Here is a 22,577-nt window from a genome sequence, read left to right on the forward strand (position 1 = left end):
GCACGGCCTGGAGCAACACCGGCGACACCGCGAACCCGTGCCGCCGGTACGCCGCCACCGCCCTCGTGCTGGAGTGCACGGTCACCCGTTCCGCTGGGCCAGGCTAACCAAGGTCAGGTCCGCCCGCCTCACGCCGAACCGAACGACCCTCGTTTCCCGGCACACCCGGCACGGCCTGGAGCAACACCGGCGACACCGCGAACCCGTGCCGCCGGTACGCCGCCACCGCCCTCGTGCTGGAGTGCACGGTCACCCGTTCCGCTGCGATCTCGGTCGCCTTCGCGAGCACGGCGTCGATCAACCGACCTCCGATCCCACCGGAGCGCTCCTCCGGCACCACGTACACGCACTGCACGTCCGCCGACGTCCGCTCGAACGCCAGGGGATGCGGCACCCGAGGCAGAACCGCGAGCCACGCCATCCCCACCGCCCGCCCGTCCCGCACCGCCACGGCGCAGCGGTGCGAATCGACGTGCTCCGCGGCCCACGTCGTGAACCGGTTCACGAACTCGTCCAACGCCATCGGCGGCGGTCCGTGCACCTCTTCCGCCCAATGCCACCGCAGCTCGGCCACGGCGCGCATCCAGTCCGGTCCGGCAGTCACGATCTCGACGGAGTCCACATCCCGATGATGCCGACGCGCCGGTTCCCGGGTCGGTCGCGTGCGCGGATACGACGTGCTGGACGCGTTCACGGACCGCGCCGCTGTCGGCGACTGCCTTCGCCCCGGCTCCGCTGACGGACGCGCTGGGTCGCCGAAAGCCGGATCAGGGCTCCTTGACGGCCAACAACCGCGCCACCGACTCGCAGAACTCCGCTGTCCCGGTCTCGCCGGCCTCCGTGCACCACAACCAGTTGTCGACGGCCCGGTACAACGTCCACAGCCGGGCGCGCTCGGCGTCCAGCTCGCCGAGGTCGCACAACGCCGCCAGCCGCTCCAGCACGCCGCGCTCACCGTCCAGCTCGGCGGACCGGTTCCACAGCAACGGGATCACGCCGAACTCGCGGTCTCCGGCGATCGGTTTCGGGTCGATCATCAGCCACGGCTCGCGGTCGGCGCGGAGCACGTTCTCGTAGTGCAGGTCCTGGTTGGCCAGCGTGTTCCCGGCGGTGGCGGCGAGCTCGCGGCCCAGTTCGCCGGCCAGGCGGATGAACCGCTCCGGGACGACGCCGCCCAGGTTCGCGTTCCCCTCGGCGAGGTCCGCCACCTCGACGCGGCGGAACTCCGGCCCGGCGGGCAGCCGCAGCCGCCGCAGCAGGCCGCCGGTGACCTCCAACGCCTCCTCGATGCACGTGTCCCGCAACGACCGGCGGTGGTCGAGGCGTTCCAGCAGCAGCGCACCGTGCTCGTCGTCGCTGTCCAGCAGGCGCACCACGCCGTCGCCGTCCCACGCCCTGAGCGCCAACGGTTCCTGCCGCGTCTCGTCGTCCAGCCAGGTCAGCTTGAGCACCGCGCCGCTGCCGTCCGCGCGGCGCACCGGGAGCACCACGGCGACGTAGCCGTTCATCAGGTCGCCGTCCGGGGCCAATTCCCAGCGGGCGCAGAACTTCGTGGCCAGTGCGGGCAGGGTGTCCCGCCACGCCAGCACGTCGTCGCCGTGGTCGACGGCGAAGTCCGGGGGAACCGTGATCACGTGAACTCCAAGCGGTAGACCGAATCCCAGGCCGGTGTCGCGTTCAACCGGGCGGTGCGCAGCGCGGCGGCGGTGTCGTCGTCGGGGGTGGTCAAACGGGCGGTGGTGGCCACGGTGACCAGGTGGGAGTGGGTCGACGGCGAGCGCACGGTGAGCGTGCAGCGCGCGCCGTCGGCGAGGCCGGGCACCTGTTGCTCGGTGCCGCCGACCGCGATCAGCACGGTGTCGTCCCGCCACAGCGCCCACACCAGGCGCGCGCCGTGCCCGGCCGGCTCGACCCACACCGCCGCCGCCTTCCGCAGGGCGTTGTCCAGCAGTCGCGTGATCTCCACCGGTTCAGCGTGCCACGGCCTGTGAGCCGGGACTCACGAAATAGCGGCCGATCACCCCGCGTGCCACCCTTCGCGGACGAGAGTCACCGGTCGGTACGAGGAGGTACCCCCAGTGGTCGACCAGCAGCGTCCCCGTCGCTCGTGCCTCGCCGTGCCCGGGTCGAGCCAGAAGATGATCGACAAGGCCCGCACGCTGCCCGCCGACCAGGTGTTCCTGGACCTGGAGGACGCCTGCGCGCCGCTGGCCAAGCCCGGTGCCCGCAAGACCGTCGTGGCGTCGCTGAACGAGGGCGGCTGGGGATCTCGGACCAGGGTCGTCCGGGTCAACGACTGGACCACCGAGTGGACCTACCGCGACGTCACCGAGGTCGTGGAGGGCGCGGGCGCGAACCTGGACTGCGTCATGCTGCCCAAGGTGCAGACCGCGGAGCAGGTGCACGCGCTGGACCTGCTGCTGACCCAGATCGAGAAGACCATGGGCTTCGAGGTCGGCCGGATCGGCATCGAGGCGCAGATCGAGAACGCGCTGGGCCTGGTCAACGTCAACGCGATCGCCACCGCGTCGCCGCGCGTCGAGACCATCGTCTTCGGCCCGGCCGACTTCATGGCGTCGATCAACATGAAGTCCCTGGTGGTCGGCGAGCAGCCGCCCGGCTACGACGTCGGCGACGCCTACCACTACATCCTCATGCAGATCCTGATGGCGGCCCGCGCCCACGACAAGCAGGCCATCGACGGCCCGTACCTCCAGATCCGCGACGTGGACGGCTTCAAGCGGGTCGCGGGCCGGTCGGCCGCGCTGGGCTTCGACGGCAAGTGGGTGCTGCACCCCGGTCAGATCGGCGCGGCGAACGAGGTGTTCAGCCCCAAGCAGGAGGACTACGACCACGCCGAGAACATCCTCGACGCGTACGACCACTACACGTCCGAGGCGGGTGGGCGGCGCGGCGCGGTCATGCTCGGCGACGAGATGATCGACGAGGCGTCGCGGAAGATGGCGCTGGTGATCTCGTCCAAGGGACGGGCGGCCGGCCTGGCGCGCACCGACGTCTGGACACCGCCCGAAGCGTGACCTCCGGTGCCGGGGAAGTCACGGTGAGGTGACCTCCCCGGTGAGCATTCTGACAAATCGCCGGTGGGAGTGGCGATCAAGGGGTGCGGCCGGTGCATGGTGAGCCCATGTCACGTTCCCGTCACGCGAGGCCCCGGATGCGGCTGTTCCGCCGGCGGTCGGCCGACGACCTGCTCCAGCGCAGCTTCCGGACCTGCCCCGGCTGCGCGGCCGACGTCCACGTGTTCGCGGAGGTCTGCCGGCACTGCGGCGGGGCGCTGGAGCTGCTCCGGGCGTGACCGGCGCTGCTCGTCCGGGCTCGGACTCGGTCGCGCCGGATCGCGCCGGGTCGGGTCAGGTGGTGAACGTGATCGTCGAGACGATGTCGTTGCCGTTCTTCACGAGCCAGTAGAAGGCCGCGACCCACAGGATCACCGCGATCACGCCGAGCACCGTGAACACCACCCCGAGGACGAGGCCCGCGGTGGCCAGGCCGCGTCCGTCCTCGCCGGTCCGCTTGATCTGGTTCCGGGCGATGACGCCCAGCGCGATCCCGGCGGGTGCGAAGACGAACGCGCAGATCAGCGCCGCGATCGCCATCCCGTTGGTACGTCTGGGCGGCGGGTGGTAGCCACCCTGCGGGTAGTAGGCCATGGAGCTTCCCCCTCTGGGCAGTGGGCGCACACGGTAACCCGCTGTTTCGGTTCAGCGCGTGGTGGTGAGCACCTTCGTGACGTGAACGCTCGTCAACCGTCCCATACTCGCCGGTAACCTCGGGAGCTGCGAAGGGATCGTGCCATGGCGCGCCTGGCCCGGACCGCCGGACTCACCGACGTCCAGGAGGAGATCCTCTCCACGGTCCGCTCCTTCGTGGACAAGGAGATCATCCCGCACGCGCGGGCGCTGGAGCACGGCGACACCTACCCGCAGGACATCGTCGACGGCATGAAGGAGATGGGCCTGTTCGGGCTCACCGTCCCCGAGGAGTTCGGCGGTCTCGGCGAGTCGCCGCTGACCTGCGCGCTGGTGGTCGAGCAGATCGCGCGCGGCTGGATGTCGGTGTCGGGCGTGATCAACACCCACTTCATCGTCGCCCACACGCTCGCGCGGCACGGGACGCCCGAGGAGAAGTGGGAGTACCTGCCGCGCATGGCCACCGGCGAGGTGCGCGGGTCGTTCTCCCTGTCCGAGCCGGAGCTGGGGTCGGACGTCGCGGCGATCCGGACGCGCGCGACGCGCCCCAGGTCCGGGTACCTGATCGACGGCCAGACGATGTGGCTGACCAACGGCGGCACGTCCAACCTCACCGCGGTCCTGGTGAAGACGGACGAGAGGGTGGAGAAGGCCCACCGGAACCTGACGGCGTTCCTGGTCGAGAAGCCCGAGGGGTACGGGGAGGTCCTGCCGGCCTCACCATCCCGGGCAAGATCGACCTGGCGATCGAGTCCGGATCAACGGCGGGTACGGGTACTCGAAGGAGTACGAGATCGAGCGGCTGATGCGCGAGGCCCCGTTCCTGCTGATCGGCGAGGGGACCGGCGAGATCCAGAAGACCGCCATCAGCCGGGGGCTGCTGCGCGACTACCGGTCGCGGGGCTGACCTGCCGGCTCGTGCTGGTTCCAGCTTGAGGGGTTCAAGAGCGTGGGGTGGGCCGCGCGTCGGGGCGGGGCTGGTGGGGGCCTGGCGGGCGCGTCTCTTCCGACCTGGGTGTTCCGGGGGCCTTTGAGGGGTGTTTTGGCTGGTCGACGCGCTACTGGGTGATCGTTCGAGGGCGGTGGTGGGCCGATCGAGGTCACGGAAGCGTGGAGTTCCTGGTCACCCGTTTCGCGCTGTTCGCCCGCCCTTGGCAGGATGGGGGTGATCAGCAGAAGAGGTGGTCTCCGTGACGAGTTCCTTCTCCGGTCAGAGCCGGCCAGGTGTGCCGCCGCGACTGCCGACGCCGCCCACCGGGTGGCCGATCGGCTCCTACGGCACCTACGAGGAGGCCCAGCGGGCGGTCGACTTCCTCGCCGACGGTGACTTCCCCGTGCAGGAGGTGACCATCGTGGGCGTGGACCTGATGCTCGTCGAGCGGGTCACCGGGCGTCTCACGTGGGGGCGGGTGCTGGGTACCGGTGCTGCCTCCGGGGCCTGGTTCGGGTTGTTCGTCGGCGTGTTGCTGTCCTTGTTCAACACGAACACCGGGGCGAGCTTCGGGCCGATCCTCGTCGGGCTGGTCGTCGGCATCGGGTTCGGGTTGATCTTCGCCGCCGTCGGGTACGGGTCCGCCCGGGGCAAGCGCGACTTCCAGTCCGCCAGCCAGTTGGTGGCCGGGCGCTACGACGTGCTGTGCCAGCCCCGCAGCGCCGAGCGCGGGCGGGACCAGCTCGCCAAGCTGGCCATGCGTCCGGGCGACGCGCCGAAGGAGTAGAGGTTTCACCCCGTTGATCACCGGGTAGTGCCCTTCCGGGCTCCGGTGGTTGCGGCACCTGATCACCGGGCCTACGTTCGTTCCACCGGTCGGCCTCGCGGCCCGCCGGTGGGGCACGACGAGGTGCCGGGCGCTGCGGTCTGGCTCCTCCGCTGTCAAGAAGGAGGCTGGGCCGATGACACGACATCGGTTGGCCGCCGTCGGGTGCGCCGCGCTGGTCGCGGCGTCCGGGCTGGCGGGGTGTGGCTCGGGTGACGGCGGGATCACCATCAACGTCTACAAGTACCCGCAGGAGAGCTTCCAGAAGATCGTCGACCGGTGCAACGAGACCGCGAACGGCTACCGGATCGTCTACCACAAGCTCCCGCGCGAGGCCGACGGCCAGCGGGAGCAGCTCGTCCGCCGGCTCGCCGCCGAGGACGACGGGATGGACGTCCTCGGGCTGGACGTGACGTGGACCGCCGAGCTGGCCAAGGCCGGCTGGATCAAGGAGTTCACCGGCTCCGCCAAGTCCGAGGTCGAGAAGGGCACGCTGTCGACCCCGCTGGAGACCGCCCGCTACGAGGGCAAGCTGTACGGCGCTCCGGACAACACCAACGTCCAGCTCCTCTGGTACCGCAGTGACCTCGTCCCCACTCCGCCCAAGACCTGGGACGAGATGATCGAGATGGGTTCCCGGCTCAAGGCCGAGAACAAGCCCGGCCTGGTCGAGGCGCAGGGCAAGCAGTACGAGGGCCTGGTCGTCCTGTTCAACACGCTGGTCAGCTCCGCGGGCGGCGAGATCCTGAACGAGAACGGCACCAAGGCCGTGGTGGACGACAAGTCCGTCAAAGCGCTCGAAGTCCTGAAGAAGTTCGCCACCTCGGACGTGGCAGACCCGTCGTTCTCGAACTTCGCCGAGGACGACGCGCGCCTGGCCATGGAGGGCGGCAAAGCCGCGTTCATGCTGAACTGGCCCTACGTCTACGCCGCCGCGCAGAAGCTGCCCGACTTCGCGGCGAACTTCAAGTGGGCCCCGTTCCCGTCCATCGACGGCCAGGACGCCAAGGTCACGGTCGGCGGCGTCAACTACGCGGTGAGCGCCTTCACCCCGCACGCCGAGCAGTCCTTCGACGCGGTGACGTGCCTGCGCAGCGCCGAGAACCAGAAGTTCGCGGCCATCAACGACGGTGTGCCACCGACCATCGAAGCGGTCTACGACGACCCGGAGATGGCCAAGCCGTACCCCATGAAGGAAGCCATCCTGGACACGCTGAAGAACGCGAGCGTCCGCCCGCGCACCCCGGCGTACCAGAACGTGTCGACGGTGATCTCCACGATCCTGTCGCCGCCCGGCGCGATCGACCCCCAGGCCACGGCGGACCGGTTGCGCACCGAGTTGCAGGACGCGCTCGACTCCAAGGGGGTGCTGCCGTGAGCCACGCGTTGACGACCGAAGAGGGCGAGCGGGCCTCGGAGGGGCGGCAGAAGGCGAAAGCCGCGCTGAGCGAGGGCAAGAAGGCCGAGCGCCGGCTCGGGTTGCTGCTGTGCGCGCCGGCCGTGCTGGTGATGGCGGGGGTGGCCGGCTGGCCGATCCTCTACTCGCTGTGGCTGTCCCTCCAGCGGTACGACCTGAAGTTCCCGGACCGCAAGGAATTCGTCTGGTTCGACAACTACGTCACCGTGCTGTCGAACTCGTACTGGTGGAACGCGGTGTGGATCACGGTCGTGATCACCGTCGTGTCCGTGGTGATCGAGCTGGTGCTGGGCATGGCCCTGGCGCTGATCATGCACCGCACGCTGGTCGGGCGCGGCATCGTGCGCACGTCGACGCTGATCCCGTACGGCATCGTCACGGTGGTGGCCGCGTTCTCCTGGCGCTACGCCTGGACACCGGGCACCGGCTACCTCTCCGAACTGGTGGCCGGCGGCGAACCGGTGCTGACCCAGAAGATCCCGGCGCTGATGGTGGTCATCCTGGCCGAGATCTGGAAGACCACGCCGTTCATGGCGCTGCTGCTGATGGCGGGCCTGGCCCTGGTGCCGGAGGACCTGCTCAAGGCGGCGGCGATGGACGGCGCGAACGGGTGGCAGCGGTTCACCAAGGTGATGGTGCCGGTGATGAAGCCGGCGATCCTGGTGGCGCTGCTGTTCCGCACGCTCGACGCGTTCCGGGTGTTCGACAACCTGTTCGTGCTGACCGGTGGTTCGCAAGGCACGACGTCGGTGTCGATGATCGCCTACAACAACCTGATCAAGGGCCTCAACCTCGGCATCGGCTCGACCATGTCGGTGCTGATCTTCCTGATGGTGGCGCTGATCGCGTTCGTCTTCATCAAGCTGTTCGGCACCGCTGCTCCCGGCAGCGACAACGGGGGGAGGCGCTGATGGCGGGCATCGGCGGTGCCGAGACCACCGGGCGCAAGGCCCGCTGGGCGGTGCTCAACGTCCTGGTGGTGGCGTACGCGCTGTTCCCCGTGCTGTGGATCGTGTCGTTGTCCTTCAAGACGAAGGAGACGCTGGCCGACGGCAACTTCATCCCGCGCGAGTGGACGCTGGAGAACTACACGTCGATCTTCTCCACCACGGAGTTCGTGCGGGCGCTGGTGAACTCGATCGGCATCGCGCTCATCGCCACCGCCATCGCGGTGGTGTTCGGCACGATGGCCGCGTACGCGATCGCCCGGCTGGACTTCCCCGGCAAGCGGGTGCTGGTCGGGATCTCCCTGCTGGTGTCGATGTTCCCGCAGATCTCGCTGATCTCGCCGCTGTTCGAGATCGAGCGGACGCTCGGGCTGTTCGACACCTGGCCGGGCCTGATCCTGCCCTACATCACGTTCGGGCTGCCGCTGGCGATCTACACGCTGTCGGCGTTCTTCCGGGAAATCCCGTGGGAGCTGGAGAAAGCGGCCAAGATGGACGGTGCGACGCCCGGTCAGGCGTTCCGCCGGGTCATCGCGCCGCTGGCCGCGCCGGGCGTGTTCACCACGGCCATCCTGGTGTTCATCTTCTGCTGGAACGACTTCCTGTTCGCGATCTCGCTGACCTCCACCGAGAACTCGCGCACGGTCCCGGTGGCGCTGTCGTTCTTCACCGGCAGTTCCCAGTTCGAGGACCCGACCGGGTCGATCGCCGCCGCCGCGGTGGTGATCACGATCCCGATCATCCTGTTCGTGTTGTTCTTCCAGCGTCGGATCGTCGCCGGGTTGACCTCCGGTGCCGTCAAGGGGTGAAGCAATGGCCGAGATCGTGCTCGACAAGGTGAGCAAGCAGTACCCCGACGGTGCAGTGGCCGTGCGGGACGTGGACATCGAGATCGCCGACGGCGAGTTCATCATCCTGGTGGGGCCGTCGGGCTGCGGGAAGTCCACGACGCTGAACATGATCGCGGGGCTGGAGGACATCACGTCCGGCGAGCTGCGCATCGGCGGCGAGCGGGTCAACGAGCGCGCCCCCAAGGACCGCGACATCGCGATGGTGTTCCAGTCCTACGCGCTGTACCCGCACATGACGGTGAAGGAGAACATGGCCTTCCCGCTGCGGTTGGCGAAGGTCGACGACGCGACGGTGGAGAAGAAGGTCAAGGACGCGGCCGAGATCCTCGACCTGACCCAGCACCTGGACCGGAAGCCGTCCAACCTGTCCGGCGGTCAGCGCCAGCGGGTGGCCATGGGGCGGGCGATCGTGCGCAGCCCCAAGGCGTTCCTGATGGACGAGCCGCTGTCCAACCTGGACGCCAAGCTGCGGGTGCAGATGCGGACCTCGGTGTCCCGCCTCCAGAAGCAGTTGGGCACCACGATGGTGTACGTCACGCACGACCAGACCGAGGCGATGACCCTCGGCGACCGGGTGGTGGTGATGCGGGGCGGCGCGGTGCAGCAGATCGGCGCGCCGCAGCACCTCTACGACCACCCGGCGAACCTGTTCGTGGCGGGGTTCATCGGCTCGCCGTCGATGAACTTCGTGCCGGGCGGGCTGGAGGGCGGCGCGGTGCGCTCACCGCTGGGCGACATCCCGCTGACCGACCGGGTGCGCGGGCTGCTGTCCGCCGCCGACGCGCCGCGCGAGGTCATCGTGGGGGTGCGGCCCGAGCACTTCGAGGACGCCCGCCTGGTGGACGACGCGGTGCGCGCGCACGGCGTGACCTTCTCCAGCCACGTGGACGTGCTGGAGTCGATGGGCTCCGACAAGTACGCCTACTTCAGCCTCTCGGGTGAGCAGGCCACGTCGGCGGAACTCGCCGAGCTGGCCGCCGACATGGGCGCGTCGGACGTGCCCGGCGACGGCGTCTCGCTGGTCACCCGGTTGTCCACCGCGTCGACGGCCACCGAGGGTGAGCAGGCCGAGATCTGGTTCGACGCCGACAAGGTCCAGTTGTTCGATCCCGGCACCGGGCGCAACCTCACCTATTCCGGCGATTGAGCGGCTGCGGGGGCCGTCCGACGTGCGCGGACGGCCCCCTCAAGCGTAAGTCACGGGGAGTTACTGACCAGTCCGGATCATCGGCAGGGACGAACTCCATAGGCCATTCAGCGCAGCAAAGCCGCATCTCGCCGCTTTTGTACGGCATTCGCTCCTGTCCGTCCCCACGCTGGTCGAAGGCGGGGATGACCCCGATCGACACGTCGGGGCAGGGGAGACCGCCGAGCACAGAAGAGAGCGCGCGATGGGGATTCTTGACGGAAAAGCGGTCGTCATCACCGGTGCGGGGCGGGGGCTGGGTGAGGCCTACGCGATGCACGCGGCGCAGTCGGGTGCCGCGGTGGTGGTCAACGACATCGACGCCGACCTGGCCGAACAGGTCGCGGAGCACATCCGGGGGTACGGCGGACGGGCGGTCGCCAGCACGCACACGGTGGCCGATCCCACCGAAGCGGAGAAGATCGTCGGAATGTGCCTGACCGAGTTCGGTCGGCTGGACGGCTTGGTGAACAACGCGGGGCTGAACTACGAGACCCCGCCGTGGGACGACGACCCCGAATCGGTGCGCCGCACGATCGAGGTCAACCTGTTGGGTGTCATATACACCGGAATCGCCGCGATGCGCGCGATGCGCGAACAGGGCGGCGGCTCGATCGTCAACATTTCGTCCGGGGCGTTCTTCGGGCAGCGCAAACTGGCCACCTACGCGGCGACCAAGGGCGCGGTGGCGTCCCTGAGCGCGTCGTGGGCACTGGATCTGGAGAGCGAGGGAATCCGGGTCAACGCGGTCTGCCCGGTGGCCCACACCCGCATGGTCTGGAAGTCCGAGCGGTCGTTGCGGGCGATCCCCGCCGACCGCACCCCCGGCAAGGTCGCGCCGCTGGTGCTGTTCCTGCTCAGCGACGCCGCCGAAGGCATCACCGGGCAGATCGTCCGGTGCAACGGCCGGCAGCTCCACCTCGTGGGGCACCCGTACTTCAAGCAACCGATCCTGGAGAGCGACTCCTGGGACACCACCTCGGTGAAGCGGGCGTTCGACGGGGTGCTCCAGGCACACCTGGAACCGTTCGGCCTGGAGAAGCGGATGCCGCCGCGCCTGCGGGAGCTGGTGGAACCGGGCCAGACGGCCTGAGGTGACCGGGAAGTGCCCCCCGCGCGGCGGCACTTCCCCCCGGCCAGGTGCCGACCGCGTGAGGGGTGTGGTCGGTACCGGCGCGCCGCCGGTGTCCCGCGAAGGCTCCGGGGACAGTCGTGGGGGTCGGTAGTCGGGTGAATTCCGGCCGAGGGCCGGGAAAAGGCGCTCGATCACTCGGACGGGTGATCGTCGGATTGTCGTACCCCCCTGTCACCATCGACCCATGCCCACGCGCAGGCCGAGGGTCACCGATTGGCGGCTGGTGGTCCAGTCGCGGTTGGACCGCGTCCGGGCGGACCTGGCCGCGCTGGGGCCGCCCGACCCGCTCGACCCGGAGAGCGCGCAGTGGCGGTCCGTGGCCGAGCAGGAGGCGGCCGTCGTGGAGGACGTGATCACCCGCCACGAGTCGCGGTGGCGGTCGGTGGCGTCGTGGTGGTCGGGGTGGCACATCGAGCGCGCGTGGCGCTCGCTGCACGAGGCGGAGATCGCGGTCGTCGCGGCCGGTCCCGGTTTCCTGGGGCGGTTACCGGGGTTGCGGGCGCGGGTCGCGGAGAACCTGGACGACGACGACCCCCGGCGGCTCGCGCTGGAGGAGCTGCGGCCCGGTGAGTTCCCGCTGGTGGTGGAGCGGGAACTGGTGGTCGACGCGCTGCGGGCGTCGTTCGACAAGTCCGACTTCGCCCACGTCGGGTCGCGGGCCCTGCGGAACAAGCTGATCGCGGCGTCGGTGGCGCTGCTCGCGGCCAACACGCTGCTCGGGGTCATCGGGCTGGCCCACCCGGGGATGATCCCGATGTGCGTGGGGTCGGAGCGCCTGCCGACCGTCTGCCCGTCGGGCAAGAACGCGGCCGGGGTGGACGTGTGGCTGATCCAGGTGCTGGGCGCGTTCGGGGCGATCCTGTCGGCGGTGGTGCTGCTGCTGCGCCGCCGGCCGAGCTTGTCGCCGTACGTGATGATCGGCTACCAGGCCACCATCAAGATCCTGCTCGGGTCGGCGCTCGCGGTGATCGGCATCCTGGCCCTGGGCGCGGGCGTGACCACGGGGCTGATCGGCGTGGCGTCGCAGGCGGCGCTGCTGCTGTGGGCCGTGATCCTGGGGTACTCGCAGCAGGTGGCGACCCGCCTGCTGGACAGCTACGCCGACCGGGTGATGGACCAGGCGCGTCCGATGCCCAGGTTCGAGAGGCAGCGGTGAACCCCGGCCACCGGCGGACGGCGGGGCCGCTCCGGGAGGTCGCGGGTGCGCGGCGGCGTCCCTCTGAGGCGTCCCTCTGCGGGGGGAGCCGGCGGTGCCCTGGCCGGCTAGCCGTGGCGGGTGGAGCGGATGGTGTCGATCACGTCCTGGTCCCAGCGGTGGGTGCGGATCAGGCGGTAGCGCTCGGCGGCCACCCACAGGTAGGCCTCGGTCTCCGTGCGGTCGCCGACGAGTTCCGCCTGGCGCAGCATCCCGACCACCGGCACGTACTCCTCGGCGTACCAGCGGTGGGCGACGGTCGGGCGGTCCAGGAAGGTGCCCTCGTCCTGCATCAGCCGGAAGCCCCAGGCCTCGACGTGCTCGCCGAGTTCGGCGTACTCCCACGGGTCGGACAGCAGCACGGCCGTGCGGGCCTCGCCGGCCAGGGGCACGCGCTCCAGGAACAGCCGCCGGTAGTCCTTGACGATCAGGTCGCCCCGGTGGCGGATGCCGTGCGCCGCGATCCGGGTCACGACCTCCGTCACGTACGCGTCGATCACGACCAGGCCGAGCGCGTGGGCGACGGACACCCGGTGGTGGCCGTCCTGGACGAAGTGCAGGTCGCCCACCCGGTACACCTCGATCGGCGGCACCGCCTCGCCCCGGCGGGCGGCCAGCGCGAGGCGCTGCCAGCGCTCCCGCACGCGCGCGGACGTCGGCCGGAACCGCCGGTCGAAGTCGCGGGTGCGGTCGACGCTGCCCACGATCGAGTCCAACCGGACGGTCTGGAGGCCCAGCCGGCGTTCGCCGAGCATCCCCAGGGCCTCCACCACCTCGTGGAACGGCAGCATGATGTTGACGTCGTCGGGCTCGCGCCGCAGCCACGTGGCCAGGCGGGACATCACCTGGCCGCGCCGGGCGCGCAGGAAGTCGTTCTCCGCGTCGGCGGCGGGGAAACCGGTGTCGCGGCGCATCAGCCGTCCTCCTCTCGAACCGGACCGCCCGGGGCTCGTCCGGGCACGTCCAGCACCTTGTAGCCCACCACGTTGACCACCCGCGTGCCCTCCAGCAGGCGGTCGGGCTTGGGCGCGCCGTGCGGGTGGATGTGGCCGTGCAGCAGCAGCGGCGGGCGGAGGCGGTGCACGGCCTCGTGCAGGCACGCGAAGCCCCGGTGCGGCGGGTCCGGTTCGTCGCCGCAGCCCAGCGGCGGCGAGTGGGTGAGCAGGACGTCCACGCCGCGCCCGTCGCGCAGGCCGCGCCACGCGGCCAGCCGCGCCAGCCGGCGCACCCGGCGCGCCTGGTGGCGCTCGGTCCACTGGTTGGGCCCGTCGTTGTAGCGGATCGAGCCGCCCAGCCCGGCGATCCGCAACCCCGCCACGTCCACCACCCGCCCGTCCGCGTTCACCCCGCCCGCCGGGCCGGGCCAGCGGGACGGGATGCCGGCCCTGGTCCACAGGCCGCGCACGTTCGAGTAGCCGCTCAGGTCCGGGTCGTGGTTGCCGGGGACGAACACGCACGGCCGGTCCAGCGCGGACGTCAGGAACTCCAGGTAGTCGAACGGCAGGTCGCCCGCCGCGACGACCAGGTCGACCTCGTGCCGGCGGACCTGCTCGGTCCACAGCCGCTCGACCACCTCGTCCGCCACCGCGAGCACCTTCGGCATCCGTCGAGCCTAGAGCCGGTGCCGGCGGACGACACCTCGCCGGTGAAAAGGGTGAAAAGCGGGATTCGCCCGCTGCCGCACGGCAACAATCGGACTAGCGTCCCGGGTGTGCTCGCCGAGATGTTCCTCGACGCGGCTCACGGCTGTCGTGACCACAGCCCGCTCACCCACACCCTCCTGGTGTCGGCGGCGGGCGATCTCGCGCGCGGTGGGATCACCGCGCGGGTGATGGCGGGTGCCGAGTGCGACCGCAAGGGCACCGTCCCGGGCCTGCGGTTCGCGGGCGCGCTGCACCGGCTGGTTTTGGAGGGCCGCGCGCCCTGCCTGGCCGCGCACTACCCGACCGCGGGCGGCGAGCCGCGCCTGGGCAGCCTGTGGGCCGACGCGGTGCCGGTCCTGCACGACCACCTGGACGAGCTCCGCGCACTGGTCAAGGCGACCGTCGTGCAGACCAACGAGCCCGGCCGCAACGCCCCGCTGTTCGGCGGCCTGCAAACCGCCACGCACCTGGCCGCCGACGCGGTCGGCCGGCGCACCCCGTTCCCGGTGCGGCTGCTGGAGGTGGGCGCGTCGGGCGGCCTGAACCTGCGCCCGCACCGGATCGCGTACCGGGTGGGTGACGAGGTGTTCGGCGACGTCGGCAGCCCGTTCGTGCTCGACACCGGGTGGACCGGCCGTCCCGGGGTGGACCTGGCGCACAACCTCCGGCTGGTGCGCCGGGCCGGCTGCGACCTGAACCCGGTCGACGTGTGCACCGACGACGGCCGGCTGCACCTGTCGTCGTTCGTGTGGGCCGACCAGCGGTGGCGGTGGGAACGCCTCCAGGCCGCGTTGGACCTGGCCGGGCTCGACCCGGTGCCGGTGGACCGGGCGACCGGGCCGGAGTGGCTCGCGGAGCAGCTCGCGCGGCCGGAGCGGGACGTGCTCACGGTCGTGTGGCACTCGGTGGTGTGGCAGTACGTGTCGCCGGCCGACCGCGCCATGGGCCGGGCCATCCTCGCCGACGCGGCGGCCCGCGCGACGCCGATGGCACCGCTGGCCCTGCTCGTGTTCGAGCCGCGCCGGACCCACGAGACGACCCGCTACGACTTCCAGCTCCTGCTGAAGCTGTGGCCGAGCGGGATCTCGCTGCGCCTGGGGTCGGGCGCGGGCCACGGCGTCCCGTTCGTCTGGCACACCCGGCCCTGGAACTGACTTCGGACCCGACCGGCCACGTCGGACACGACCACCGACCGCGCGGGGAAGACCTCCCCTAGTTGCCGGTGGCGATCAGCAGGGTCACCGTGGTCAGCCAGCCGATGAGGAAGGCGAGAATCCAGAACCGCAGGTTGGTGAGCATTCTGGTCATGGGTGGGACATCCCGTCGGGTCGGGGTGGGAGGGGGCTACAGCCAGCGGTTCCGACGGAATATTCGGTACAGGGTGAGGCAGGCGACCAGGATGATCGTGATCACCATGGGGTAGCCGTAGCGCCAGTGCAGCTCCGGCATGAAGTCGAAGTTCATCCCGTAGACGCCGACGACCATGGTCGGCACCGAGATGATCGCGACCCACGACGAGATCTTGCGCATGTCCGAGTTCTGCTGGAGCGTGATCTTCGCGAGCGTCGCGTCGACCAGCGTGGTCAGCAGCTCGTCGAAGTTCATCACCCGCTCCGACACCTCGGTGAGGTGGTCGTCGACGTCGCGGAAGTACGAGCGCACCTGCTCCGGGATCAGCGGCGTGTAGCCCTCGGCCAGCCTGCGCAGCGGCACCGCCAGCGGCATCACCGCGCGGCGCAGCTCCAGGACCTCGCGCTTCATCAGGTAGATCTGGTCCGCGCTGATCCGGCTGCGCGGCGCGAAGACCAGCGCTTCCATCTGGTCGATGTCGTCCTCGATGTGGTCGGTCACCTCGAGGTAGTTGTCCACGACGTGGTCCGCGATCGTGTACAGCACCGCGGCCGGGCCGACCCGCAGCTTCTCCGAGTCCGTCTCCAGCTCCCGCCGCACGGCGGCCAGGCCGGAGTGGTTGCCGTGCCGGACCGTGACCACGAAGTCGCGGCCGAGGAAGACCATGATCTCGCCGCTCTCCACGATCTCGTTGGCCGTGTCCGGGGACGCGTTCTGCACGTACCGCACGGTCTTGAGCACCATGAACAGCGTGTTGTCGTAACGCTCCAGCTTCGGCCGCTGGTGCGCGTGCACCGCGTCCTCGACCGCGAGTTCGTGCAGCCCGAACGTCTCCGCGACGCCCTGGATCTGCTCTTCGTCCGGCTCGTGCAAGCCGATCCACACGAACCCGTCGCCGCGCCGGCGCACCTCGTCCACGGCGTGGGTGTGCGACCACCGGCCGGGCAGCCGCTCACCGTCGACGTACACGCCGCAGTCGACCACGTAGGCCGACAACGGCACCGGGACGGGGATCGCGGGCCGGTCGCGGTCGGGCACGCGGCCTCTCAGGCCGCCGAGCGAGGGCAAACTGGGCACGGGTCCTCCAGACGGGGAGCGTCGACTCGCGAAGAAAGATGACGACGGCACGTCCCCGACCGGACAGCGCTGGGCCTAGCTGTGGGAAGCCGACCCTCCGGGGAGGACGCGCGAGGTACTCGCAGGATGGGGATCGTTGCTCATCGGCGGTCCTCACCTCCTCGGGTCGGCCGGTCGCGGCGGTGGAGTCGCTCACAGACCAGTTGCCGAGGGTACTCCCCCCGCGCTCACACTGTCGTCCCGGTCGTGAGGGCGCTCGATCGCACGCCCCCGCCGCGAGCCAACGGAGGCGTGCCGTGCGGTTCGGGCGTTACCACGAGGAGTTCGAAGTCGGCGCGGTCTACGAGCACTGGCCGGGCAAGACCGTCACCGAGTACGACGACCACCTGTTCTGCCTGTCGACCATGAACCACCACCCGCTGCACCCGGACGCGCACTGCGCGGCGGAGACCACGGACTCCGGGAAGAACGTGGTGGTCGGCAACTACGTCTACTCGCTGCTGCTGGGCATGTCCGTGCCGGCCGTGTCGGGCAAGGCGGTCGCGAACCTGGAGGTGGAGACGTTGAAGCACGTCAAACCCACCTGCCACGGCGACACCATCTACGGTGAGACCGAGGTGCTCGACAAGACGCCGTCGAAGTCGAAAGACGACCGGGGTGTTGTCTCCGTCGAGACGCGCGGGTACAAGCAGGACGGCACGGTCGTCTGCGTGTTCCGACGCAAGGTGATGGTGCCCAAGCGCTCGTACAGCGACAGTCGCGGCGGCGAGCAGCCCGGTCGGCCCGAGCCCGTCACCGGCTGAGCCGCGACGAGGACGAAGGAGTGACGTGACTGCTCTGGACCTGGTGCGGCAGCGACTCGCGGGGTTCGCGCAGCGGGGCGCGCACGGCCTGTCCCCGCTCTACGAGCACCTGGCGTCCCGCGCCGCCGAGGACCCGGAGGTCGCCGGGCTGCTGACCGCCGCCCCGGAGCACTTCGCGCAGCCGACGCTGCTCCTGGCGGCGGCGCACCGGCTGGTGCAGGCCGAGCCGTTCCACGAGCTGTCGAACTACTACCCGTCGCTGGGCGGCACCTACGGCGCGGACGAGCGCACCTGGTCGCTGTTCCGGGCGTTCGTGCTGGAGCGGGCCGACCGGATGCGCGCGCTGATCGCGTCCCGGTCCACCCAGACCAACGAGGTGCGCCGGGCCGCCCTGCTGTACCCGGCGGTGGCGATGGTGAAGGGTCCGGTGGGCCTGCTGGAGGTCGGCTGCTCGGGCGGGCTGCTGCTCGGCTTGGACCAGTACGGCTACCGGTACCAGACCGAGCAGGCCGGGCAGCTCGTCGCCGGCCCGGCCAAGGCCGCGCTCGGGCTGCACTGCGCGCTGGAGCTCGCCCCCGGCGCGGAGCTGCCCAGGATTCCGAAGACCGTGAAGGTGGCGGCGAAGGTCGGCCTGGACCGCGCGCCCGCCGACCTGACCGACGAGGACACCTACGCGTGGCTGGAGGCGTGCGTGTGGGCCGACCAACCGGAGCGGCTCCGGCTGTTCGGGGTGGCCGCCGCCGTGCAGCGCAAAGCGCCGCCCGAGTTCGTCACCGGCGACGCGGTGGCCGACCTGGCCGCCGCCGCTGCCCGGGTGCCCGCCGACCTGCCACTCGTGGTCATCACCAGCAACACGTTGCACCACCTGCCGGGTGACGAGTTCGTCCGCGCGCTGCGGGAGCTGGACCGGCCGGCCTGGTGGGTCAGCCACGAGTCCTACGCGGCGGCCCTGGTGCACGTGCTGCCGGGGCGGTCCGACCTGGAGGCACCGCACGAGGCGGTCGGGGTGCTCGGGCTGACGAAGTTCGAGGGCGGCGAGGTGGTGTCGGCCAAGGCGCTCGCGCTGACCGCCCAGCACGGCCAGCGGCTGGTCTGGCTGCCCTGACCGCAGTGCGTGACCGGGGGCCCGACCTGCCACTATCGGGCGAAGTCGATCACCTCCGGGGGAGCTGACCCCACGCCCGGAGCGTGTCGTGGAGACCGTCGGTGAGCGGAAGTGTGTCCAAGATCGCAGCGGTCGCCCACCGGGCTTCCGAAGCGTCGTCCCCCGCTCGGAGCACACCCGATCGCACCTGGCAGACGTAGTCGTGGATGTCGTAGAGGCCGTCTTCGGCCGGTCGGGTGACACTTCCCAGCAACGCCCCGACGGTTACGGAGAGTCCGGTCTCTTCCCGAATTTCGCGGCTCAGGGCCTCCGCATCTCCCTCACCGGGGGCGACTCGTCCACCCGGTACCGACCACCGTCCCTCACCTGGGTGATTCGCCCTCCGCACGAGTAGTAGTCGCCCGGTCGAGTCATGGACGACGCCGCCGACACAGCGGATCAAGCGGACGCGTTCGGCCGTCACGGTGACCAAGCGTAGTCACACCGGAACGGCGGTGCAGCTCGCTACCCCAGGTGCGGTACAAAACTCCCAAGGTGCCGCGCCGTGCGGTACAACGGTTTTCACTGGCGCCACACGGGTGCGGGTAGCGAACGGGGTTGATCACCGTGAATCTGAAGAAGATTCTCACTTTCGCCGGGGTCGGCTTGGTCCTGTTCTTCCTCATCGCGGAACCCTCACAAGCGGCTCAGCTCGTCCAGAACGTGCTGAACACGCTGAAGGGAGCCGCTGAGGCGCTCATCACCTTCGTGAAACAATTGTTCTGAGTCGCCCGGCTCCGCTCCCACGGCGAAGGGTCAGGTCTGAGGCATGTTCGCACCTAGGGACCCCGACGAGTACCTGCTCCCCACGGAGCGCCGGGTCATCCGGGTCCGCCGGCACTGGAGCAGCCTGCTCTGGGATCTCCTGGAGGCGGCGGCCCTGTTGGCCGGTGCCATGATGATCTCGTACCTGCTGCCCGAGAACGCCGGCGTGGTCCAGAACATCCTCTGGTACGCGGCCCTGTTCGTGCTGCTCAGGCTGGCGTACTTCGTCATGGAGTGGTGGGTGGAGCGGATCGTCGTCACCGACAAGAGGTTCATGATCTCGTCGGGGGTGTTCGAGACCAAGGTGGCCATGATGCCGATCAGCAAGGTCACCGACCTCACCTACGAGCGGACGGTGCTGGGCCGCATGTTCGGCTTCGGCACCCTGGTCGTGGAGTCGGCCGGTCAGATCCAGGCCCTCAACCGGATCGAGTACCTGCCGAACCCCGAGGAGGTCTACGACGCCATCTCGGAGCTGACCTTCGGCGACAAGAAGGCACAGGCCGAGAGGTTCTCGATGATCAAGGCGCAGCGGGCGGCCCGCGGGAAGAAGATGGTCCCGTAGGTCAGACTGGGTGGGTGCGCATCGACCTGCACACCCACTCGACCGAGTCCGACGGCACCGACACGCCCGCGGAACTGGTGGCCGCCGCGGCGGCCACCGGTCTGTCCGCCATCGCGCTGACCGACCACGACACCGCCGCGGGCTGGGCGGAGGCGGCCGACGCGCTGCCTCCCGGCCTCCGGCTGGTGCGGGGCGCGGAGCTGTCCTGCGCGTCGGACGACGGTCGAGGCAGGGTCATCACCGTCCACCTGCTCGCCTACCTCTACGACCCCACCTCGCCCGCGCTGGTCGAGGAGCAGCTCCGGCTGCGCTCCGAACGCCGGCACCGGCTGCGCCGGATGGCGGTGCGGATGGTGGAGGACGGCTTCCCCATCGACCCGGACGAGCTGATGGCGGCCATGCCCGCCGACGCGCCCGCCGGTCGGCCGCACCTCGCCATGGCGCTGATCAGGGCCGGCGTGGTGACGAGCGTGGACGAGGCCTTCGCGCGGTACCTGACGGGCGGGCGGTACTACGTGCCGCGCACCGACACGCCGGTCGCCCGCGCCATCGGGATGATCTCCGACGCGGGCGGGGTGACCGTGCTCGCGCACCCGTTCGCCTCCTCCCGGGGGCCGATCGTGTCCGACGCCGTGGTGGCGGACCTGGCGGGCCTGGGCCTGGCCGGCGTCGAGGTGGACCACCCCGACCACGACTCGGCGACCCGCGACCGGCTGCGCGGGCTCGCGGGCGAACTGGGGCTGCTCATGACCGGCTCGTCGGACTACCACGGCACCAACAAGACCGTGCGGCTCGGTGCGGAGACCACCGCACCCGACGTGCTCGACGCGATCGCCGACCGGGCGACCGGGTGCAAAGTGCTCGTGGGTTAGGCCAACCGCGTGAAGGAGCCCTGCGCCGTCCGCACGCGGTGCCGGGACTGTCGGTCGGCCTCGGTAGTTTGGTGCGGTGCGGGAACAGCTCGGGCTCGACTTCGGCGGGATGCCGAAGAAACTCGTACGGGTGACACCGTCGAAGCTCTCGACGTGGGCGGACTGCCCACGGCGGTTCCGCATGGCCTACGTCGACCGGCCGTCGCCGCCGCGCGGCGGCGCGTGGGCGCACAACACGCTGGGCGCGGTCGTGCACAACGCCTTGAAGGCGCTGTTCGACCTGCCGGCCGAGCGCCGCACCCCGGACCAGGCGGTGGCCCAGTTGCACCGCCAGTGGAAGAACGAGGGCTTCCGCGACGCCGAGCAGGCCGCCGTGTACCGCGGCCGGGCCGAGGGCTGGGTGCGCGACTACGTCGACGAGCTCGACACGTCCATCGAGCCGCTCGGCATCGAGCGCTGGGTGTCCACGCCCACCTCCCGGATCGTCGCGGAGGGCCGGGTCGACCGCATCGACCTGCGGGACGGCGAGCTGGTCGTCGTCGACTACAAGACCGGGCGGCACGCGCTGACCGTGGACGACGCGCGCGGCTCCCAGGCGTTGGCCCTCTACGCGCTGGCGGCCCGGCGCACGCTGCGCAAGCCGTGCCACCGGGTGGAGCTGCACCACCTGCCCACCGGCGCGGTCGCGGTGTGGGAGCACACCGAGGAGAGCCTCGCGCGGCACGTGTCGCGGGCCGAGGAGGCGGCGGACGAGATCGGCCTGGCCGCCGACACCCTGGCGGCCGGCGGCGACCCGGAGATCCTGTACCCGCCCCGCACGGGCAACCAGTGCACCTGGTGCGACTTCCGCCGGAGCTGCCCGGAGGGGCAGCGGGCGGCCCCGACACTCGACCCGTGGGCTCTGCTCGCGCCGTAGGGAGATCCGTGACGAAGGTGGAGACCGAGCCGCGCGTGCTGCGGACGTGGCGGGGGATCGGCGGCTGCGTGGCCGTGGGCCTCGTGCTGCTGGCGCTGGCGCTGATCGGCGTGCAGGTCTACGCGGGCCTCCACGACCTGCCGGGGCCGGGCGTGGGCGTCGTGGCGGGCCACCTGGTGGCCGCCGGCGTGGCCGTGGTGGCGCAGGTGGTCGCCGACCGCCGCACCGGCTGGGTCGCCGGCCTGTGCGGCTTGGCGGTCCTCCTGGCGGGCGCGTCGACCCTGTGGTTCTTCTGGTGGGCGTGACCGGGCCCGTCCTGACCCTGGGGTGCTGAGGGTCAGGACGGGCCAGGCGCTGAGGGTCAGGCGCTGAGCCACGCCCGCCAGGTCGGCAGGAGGGTGGCCAGCAGCGCCTCCGGTGCCTCGGTGTTCGGCGAGTGCCAGACGCCCTCCAGGACCGCGAAGTCGGCGTCCAGGCGTTCGGCCATGTCCCGCTGGGTCGCCGCCGACCACGCGTCGTCCAGCTCGCCGCACACCACCAGGCACGGCGTGCCGGACGAGCGCAGCGACCGGGCCAGCTTCGCCACCAGGTCGGGCTCGGTCCGCAGCGAGTCGCCCATGCCGAGCAGCCCGGCGGCGGTCGAGCGGAGGAACCGCTCGCGGTAGAAGCCCTTGAGCTCCTGCGGGATCAGCGCCCAGCGCGCGGTGCGCGCGGCGCGGGCCGCGGTGAACCGGTGCAACGCCTCGACGCCCTGCGCGCGCAACAGGGGTTCGCCCTGCTCCAGCGCGACGCGGCGGTCGCTCGCCGGCAGCTCGGCCGGCCCGGACGACAGCAGGGTCAGCCCGGTCACCGGGGCCTGGGCCAGGACCGCGCCGCGCGCGACCAGCCCGCCGTAGGAGTGGCCCACCAACAGCACCCGCCGGCCGTCGGCGGTGAGCTCGCCGACCAGCTCGGCCAGCACCGCGCCCAGCGCCCCCGGGCGGTACTCGGACTCGGCGAGCGGGCCCGGCGACTCGTACTGGCCGGGCAGATCGATCGCCACGACCTCCAGGCCGGCGTCCGCGATCGGGTCGATCAGCGGCGCGAAGTCCTCTTTGGACCCGGTGTAGCCGGGCACCAGCAACGCCGTCGCACCGGTGTCGGCACCGGCCGCCGGCGCGCGCAGGGCGGCGACGGGACCTGCCCGGCCGGGCAGGTCGACGCGGTCCGCGCGGTGCGGGCTGAGCTGCGAGTGCACGCCTCGA

26 protein-coding genes and 2 pseudogenes are annotated in these 22,577 nt (G+C 70.9%); 18 read left to right on the plus strand and 10 right to left on the minus strand.

Features of this window, described 5'->3' with window-relative positions:
- The 4 genes and pseudogenes from AB0G01_RS32820 to AB0G01_RS32835 all read right to left on the minus strand — a co-directional run.
- Positions 1 to 91, minus strand: a pseudogene (locus AB0G01_RS32820) (GNAT family N-acetyltransferase); the annotation flags it as partial.
- Positions 92 to 103: 12 nt separating this feature from the next.
- Positions 104 to 622, minus strand: a complete 519-nt coding sequence (locus AB0G01_RS32825) for a GNAT family N-acetyltransferase (RefSeq protein WP_360953911.1) — start codon at positions 620 to 622, stop codon at positions 104 to 106.
- A gap of 145 nt (positions 623 to 767) precedes the next feature.
- Positions 768 to 1,634, minus strand: coding sequence for an aminoglycoside phosphotransferase family protein (locus AB0G01_RS32830; RefSeq protein ID WP_360953914.1), 867 nt, complete (start codon positions 1,632 to 1,634; stop codon positions 768 to 770).
- On the minus strand, positions 1,631 to 1,966 hold the full coding sequence (locus AB0G01_RS32835) for a hypothetical protein (protein ID WP_360953917.1): 336 nt from the start codon (positions 1,964 to 1,966) through the stop codon (positions 1,631 to 1,633). The genes AB0G01_RS32830 and AB0G01_RS32835 overlap by 4 nt, the downstream gene beginning before the upstream one ends.
- A 112-nt stretch (positions 1,967 to 2,078) precedes the next feature.
- Here AB0G01_RS32835 and AB0G01_RS32840 point away from each other — a divergent pair, with 112 nt between their 5' ends.
- Together AB0G01_RS32840 and AB0G01_RS32845 are read left to right on the plus strand one after the other, a co-directional pair.
- The gene (locus tag AB0G01_RS32840) at positions 2,079 to 3,038 is read left to right on the plus strand and encodes a CoA ester lyase (protein WP_360953920.1); all 960 of its coding nucleotides are present in this window, start codon (positions 2,079 to 2,081) and stop codon (positions 3,036 to 3,038) included.
- A gap of 107 nt (positions 3,039 to 3,145) precedes the next feature.
- Positions 3,146 to 3,316, plus strand: coding sequence for a hypothetical protein (locus tag AB0G01_RS32845; protein ID WP_360953923.1), 171 nt, complete (start codon positions 3,146 to 3,148; stop codon positions 3,314 to 3,316).
- A 55-nt stretch (positions 3,317 to 3,371) separates the two neighbouring features.
- On the opposite strand, the gene AB0G01_RS32850 is transcribed toward AB0G01_RS32845, so the two are convergent.
- Positions 3,372 to 3,671, minus strand: coding sequence for a DUF4190 domain-containing protein (locus AB0G01_RS32850; protein WP_360953926.1), 300 nt, complete (start codon positions 3,669 to 3,671; stop codon positions 3,372 to 3,374).
- 144 nt (positions 3,672 to 3,815) lie between these two features.
- Here AB0G01_RS32850 and AB0G01_RS32855 point away from each other — a divergent pair.
- From AB0G01_RS32855 to AB0G01_RS32890, 8 genes and pseudogenes are all read left to right on the plus strand, one after another.
- Positions 3,816 to 4,617 (plus strand): annotated as a pseudogene (locus tag AB0G01_RS32855) (acyl-CoA dehydrogenase family protein).
- A 283-nt stretch (positions 4,618 to 4,900) separates the two neighbouring features.
- Positions 4,901 to 5,428, plus strand: coding sequence for a general stress protein (locus AB0G01_RS32860; RefSeq protein WP_360953929.1), 528 nt, complete (start codon positions 4,901 to 4,903; stop codon positions 5,426 to 5,428).
- 175 nt (positions 5,429 to 5,603) lie between these two features.
- Entirely contained in the window at positions 5,604 to 6,845 is a 1,242-nt protein-coding gene (locus AB0G01_RS32865) for an ABC transporter substrate-binding protein (RefSeq protein WP_360953932.1), read from the plus strand.
- Positions 6,842 to 7,795, plus strand: a complete 954-nt coding sequence (locus tag AB0G01_RS32870) for a sugar ABC transporter permease (protein WP_360953935.1) — start codon at positions 6,842 to 6,844, stop codon at positions 7,793 to 7,795. Before AB0G01_RS32865 ends, AB0G01_RS32870 begins: the two co-directional genes overlap by 4 nt.
- Positions 7,795 to 8,640 carry a carbohydrate ABC transporter permease gene (locus AB0G01_RS32875; RefSeq protein ID WP_360953938.1) on the plus strand — a complete coding sequence of 282 codons (846 nt, stop codon included), beginning with the start codon at positions 7,795 to 7,797 and terminating at the stop codon, positions 8,638 to 8,640. Before AB0G01_RS32870 ends, AB0G01_RS32875 begins: the two co-directional genes overlap by 1 nt.
- A 4-nt stretch (positions 8,641 to 8,644) precedes the next feature.
- Positions 8,645 to 9,829, plus strand: a complete 1,185-nt coding sequence (ugpC, locus tag AB0G01_RS32880) for a sn-glycerol-3-phosphate ABC transporter ATP-binding protein UgpC (RefSeq protein WP_360953941.1) — start codon at positions 8,645 to 8,647, stop codon at positions 9,827 to 9,829.
- A gap of 244 nt (positions 9,830 to 10,073) precedes the next feature.
- Positions 10,074 to 10,961 (plus strand): SDR family oxidoreductase, encoded by an 888-nt coding sequence (locus AB0G01_RS32885; RefSeq protein WP_360953944.1) that lies wholly within the window; start codon positions 10,074 to 10,076, stop codon positions 10,959 to 10,961.
- A gap of 226 nt (positions 10,962 to 11,187) precedes the next feature.
- The gene (locus AB0G01_RS32890; protein ID WP_360953947.1) at positions 11,188 to 12,159 is read left to right on the plus strand and encodes a hypothetical protein; all 972 of its coding nucleotides are present in this window, start codon (positions 11,188 to 11,190) and stop codon (positions 12,157 to 12,159) included.
- 107 nt (positions 12,160 to 12,266) lie between these two features.
- Here the strand turns inward: AB0G01_RS32890 and AB0G01_RS32895 are convergent, their stop codons facing one another.
- On the minus strand, positions 12,267 to 13,112 hold the full coding sequence (locus AB0G01_RS32895; protein ID WP_360953950.1) for a chromosome partitioning protein ParB: 846 nt from the start codon (positions 13,110 to 13,112) through the stop codon (positions 12,267 to 12,269).
- A complete protein-coding gene (locus tag AB0G01_RS32900; RefSeq protein ID WP_360953953.1) occupies positions 13,112 to 13,801 on the minus strand; it encodes a metallophosphoesterase in 690 nt (229 codons plus the stop codon). Before AB0G01_RS32900 ends, AB0G01_RS32895 begins: the two co-directional genes overlap by 1 nt.
- 108 nt (positions 13,802 to 13,909) lie before the next feature.
- Here AB0G01_RS32900 and AB0G01_RS32905 point away from each other — a divergent pair, with 108 nt between their 5' ends.
- Positions 13,910 to 14,995, plus strand: coding sequence for a DUF2332 domain-containing protein (locus AB0G01_RS32905; protein ID WP_360953956.1), 1,086 nt, complete (start codon positions 13,910 to 13,912; stop codon positions 14,993 to 14,995).
- A gap of 190 nt (positions 14,996 to 15,185) precedes the next feature.
- On the opposite strand, the gene corA is transcribed toward AB0G01_RS32905, so the two are convergent.
- Positions 15,186 to 16,268: a magnesium/cobalt transporter CorA gene (gene corA / locus AB0G01_RS32910; RefSeq protein ID WP_360953959.1), complete on the minus strand. Its 1,083-nt coding sequence runs from the start codon at positions 16,266 to 16,268 to the stop codon at positions 15,186 to 15,188.
- Positions 16,269 to 16,564: 296 nt separating this feature from the next.
- On the opposite strand from corA, the gene AB0G01_RS32915 reads away from it, so the two are divergent.
- A complete protein-coding gene (locus tag AB0G01_RS32915; protein ID WP_360953962.1) occupies positions 16,565 to 17,071 on the plus strand; it encodes a MaoC family dehydratase in 507 nt (168 codons plus the stop codon).
- Between the two features lie 25 nt (positions 17,072 to 17,096).
- Positions 17,097 to 18,176, plus strand: a complete 1,080-nt coding sequence (locus tag AB0G01_RS32920; RefSeq protein ID WP_360953965.1) for a DUF2332 domain-containing protein — start codon at positions 17,097 to 17,099, stop codon at positions 18,174 to 18,176.
- A gap of 49 nt (positions 18,177 to 18,225) precedes the next feature.
- On the opposite strand, the gene AB0G01_RS32925 is transcribed toward AB0G01_RS32920, so the two are convergent.
- On the minus strand, positions 18,226 to 18,639 hold the full coding sequence (locus AB0G01_RS32925) for an NUDIX domain-containing protein (RefSeq protein ID WP_360953968.1): 414 nt from the start codon (positions 18,637 to 18,639) through the stop codon (positions 18,226 to 18,228).
- 143 nt (positions 18,640 to 18,782) lie between these two features.
- On the opposite strand from AB0G01_RS32925, the gene AB0G01_RS32930 reads away from it, so the two are divergent.
- From AB0G01_RS32930 to AB0G01_RS32950, 5 genes are all read left to right on the plus strand, one after another.
- Positions 18,783 to 18,941 (plus strand): hypothetical protein, encoded by a 159-nt coding sequence (locus AB0G01_RS32930; RefSeq protein WP_360953971.1) that lies wholly within the window; start codon positions 18,783 to 18,785, stop codon positions 18,939 to 18,941.
- 43 nt (positions 18,942 to 18,984) lie between these two features.
- Positions 18,985 to 19,545, plus strand: coding sequence for a PH domain-containing protein (locus AB0G01_RS32935; protein ID WP_360953974.1), 561 nt, complete (start codon positions 18,985 to 18,987; stop codon positions 19,543 to 19,545).
- A 14-nt stretch (positions 19,546 to 19,559) separates the two neighbouring features.
- Entirely contained in the window at positions 19,560 to 20,417 is an 858-nt protein-coding gene (locus AB0G01_RS32940) for a PHP domain-containing protein (RefSeq protein WP_360953977.1), read from the plus strand.
- A 76-nt stretch (positions 20,418 to 20,493) separates the two neighbouring features.
- On the plus strand, positions 20,494 to 21,333 hold the full coding sequence (locus tag AB0G01_RS32945) for a PD-(D/E)XK nuclease family protein (protein WP_360953980.1): 840 nt from the start codon (positions 20,494 to 20,496) through the stop codon (positions 21,331 to 21,333).
- A gap of 8 nt (positions 21,334 to 21,341) precedes the next feature.
- Positions 21,342 to 21,638, plus strand: a complete 297-nt coding sequence (locus AB0G01_RS32950) for a hypothetical protein (RefSeq protein WP_360953983.1) — start codon at positions 21,342 to 21,344, stop codon at positions 21,636 to 21,638.
- A 56-nt stretch (positions 21,639 to 21,694) separates the two neighbouring features.
- On the opposite strand, the gene AB0G01_RS32955 is transcribed toward AB0G01_RS32950, so the two are convergent.
- Positions 21,695 to 22,570 carry an alpha/beta hydrolase gene (locus AB0G01_RS32955; RefSeq protein WP_360953986.1) on the minus strand — a complete coding sequence of 292 codons (876 nt, stop codon included), beginning with the start codon at positions 22,568 to 22,570 and terminating at the stop codon, positions 21,695 to 21,697.
- Positions 22,571 to 22,577: the final 7 nt, after the last annotated feature.

The sequence above is a fragment of the Actinosynnema sp. NPDC023587 genome, assembly GCF_040640215.1.
GTDB lineage: Bacteria > Actinomycetota > Actinomycetes > Mycobacteriales > Pseudonocardiaceae > Actinosynnema.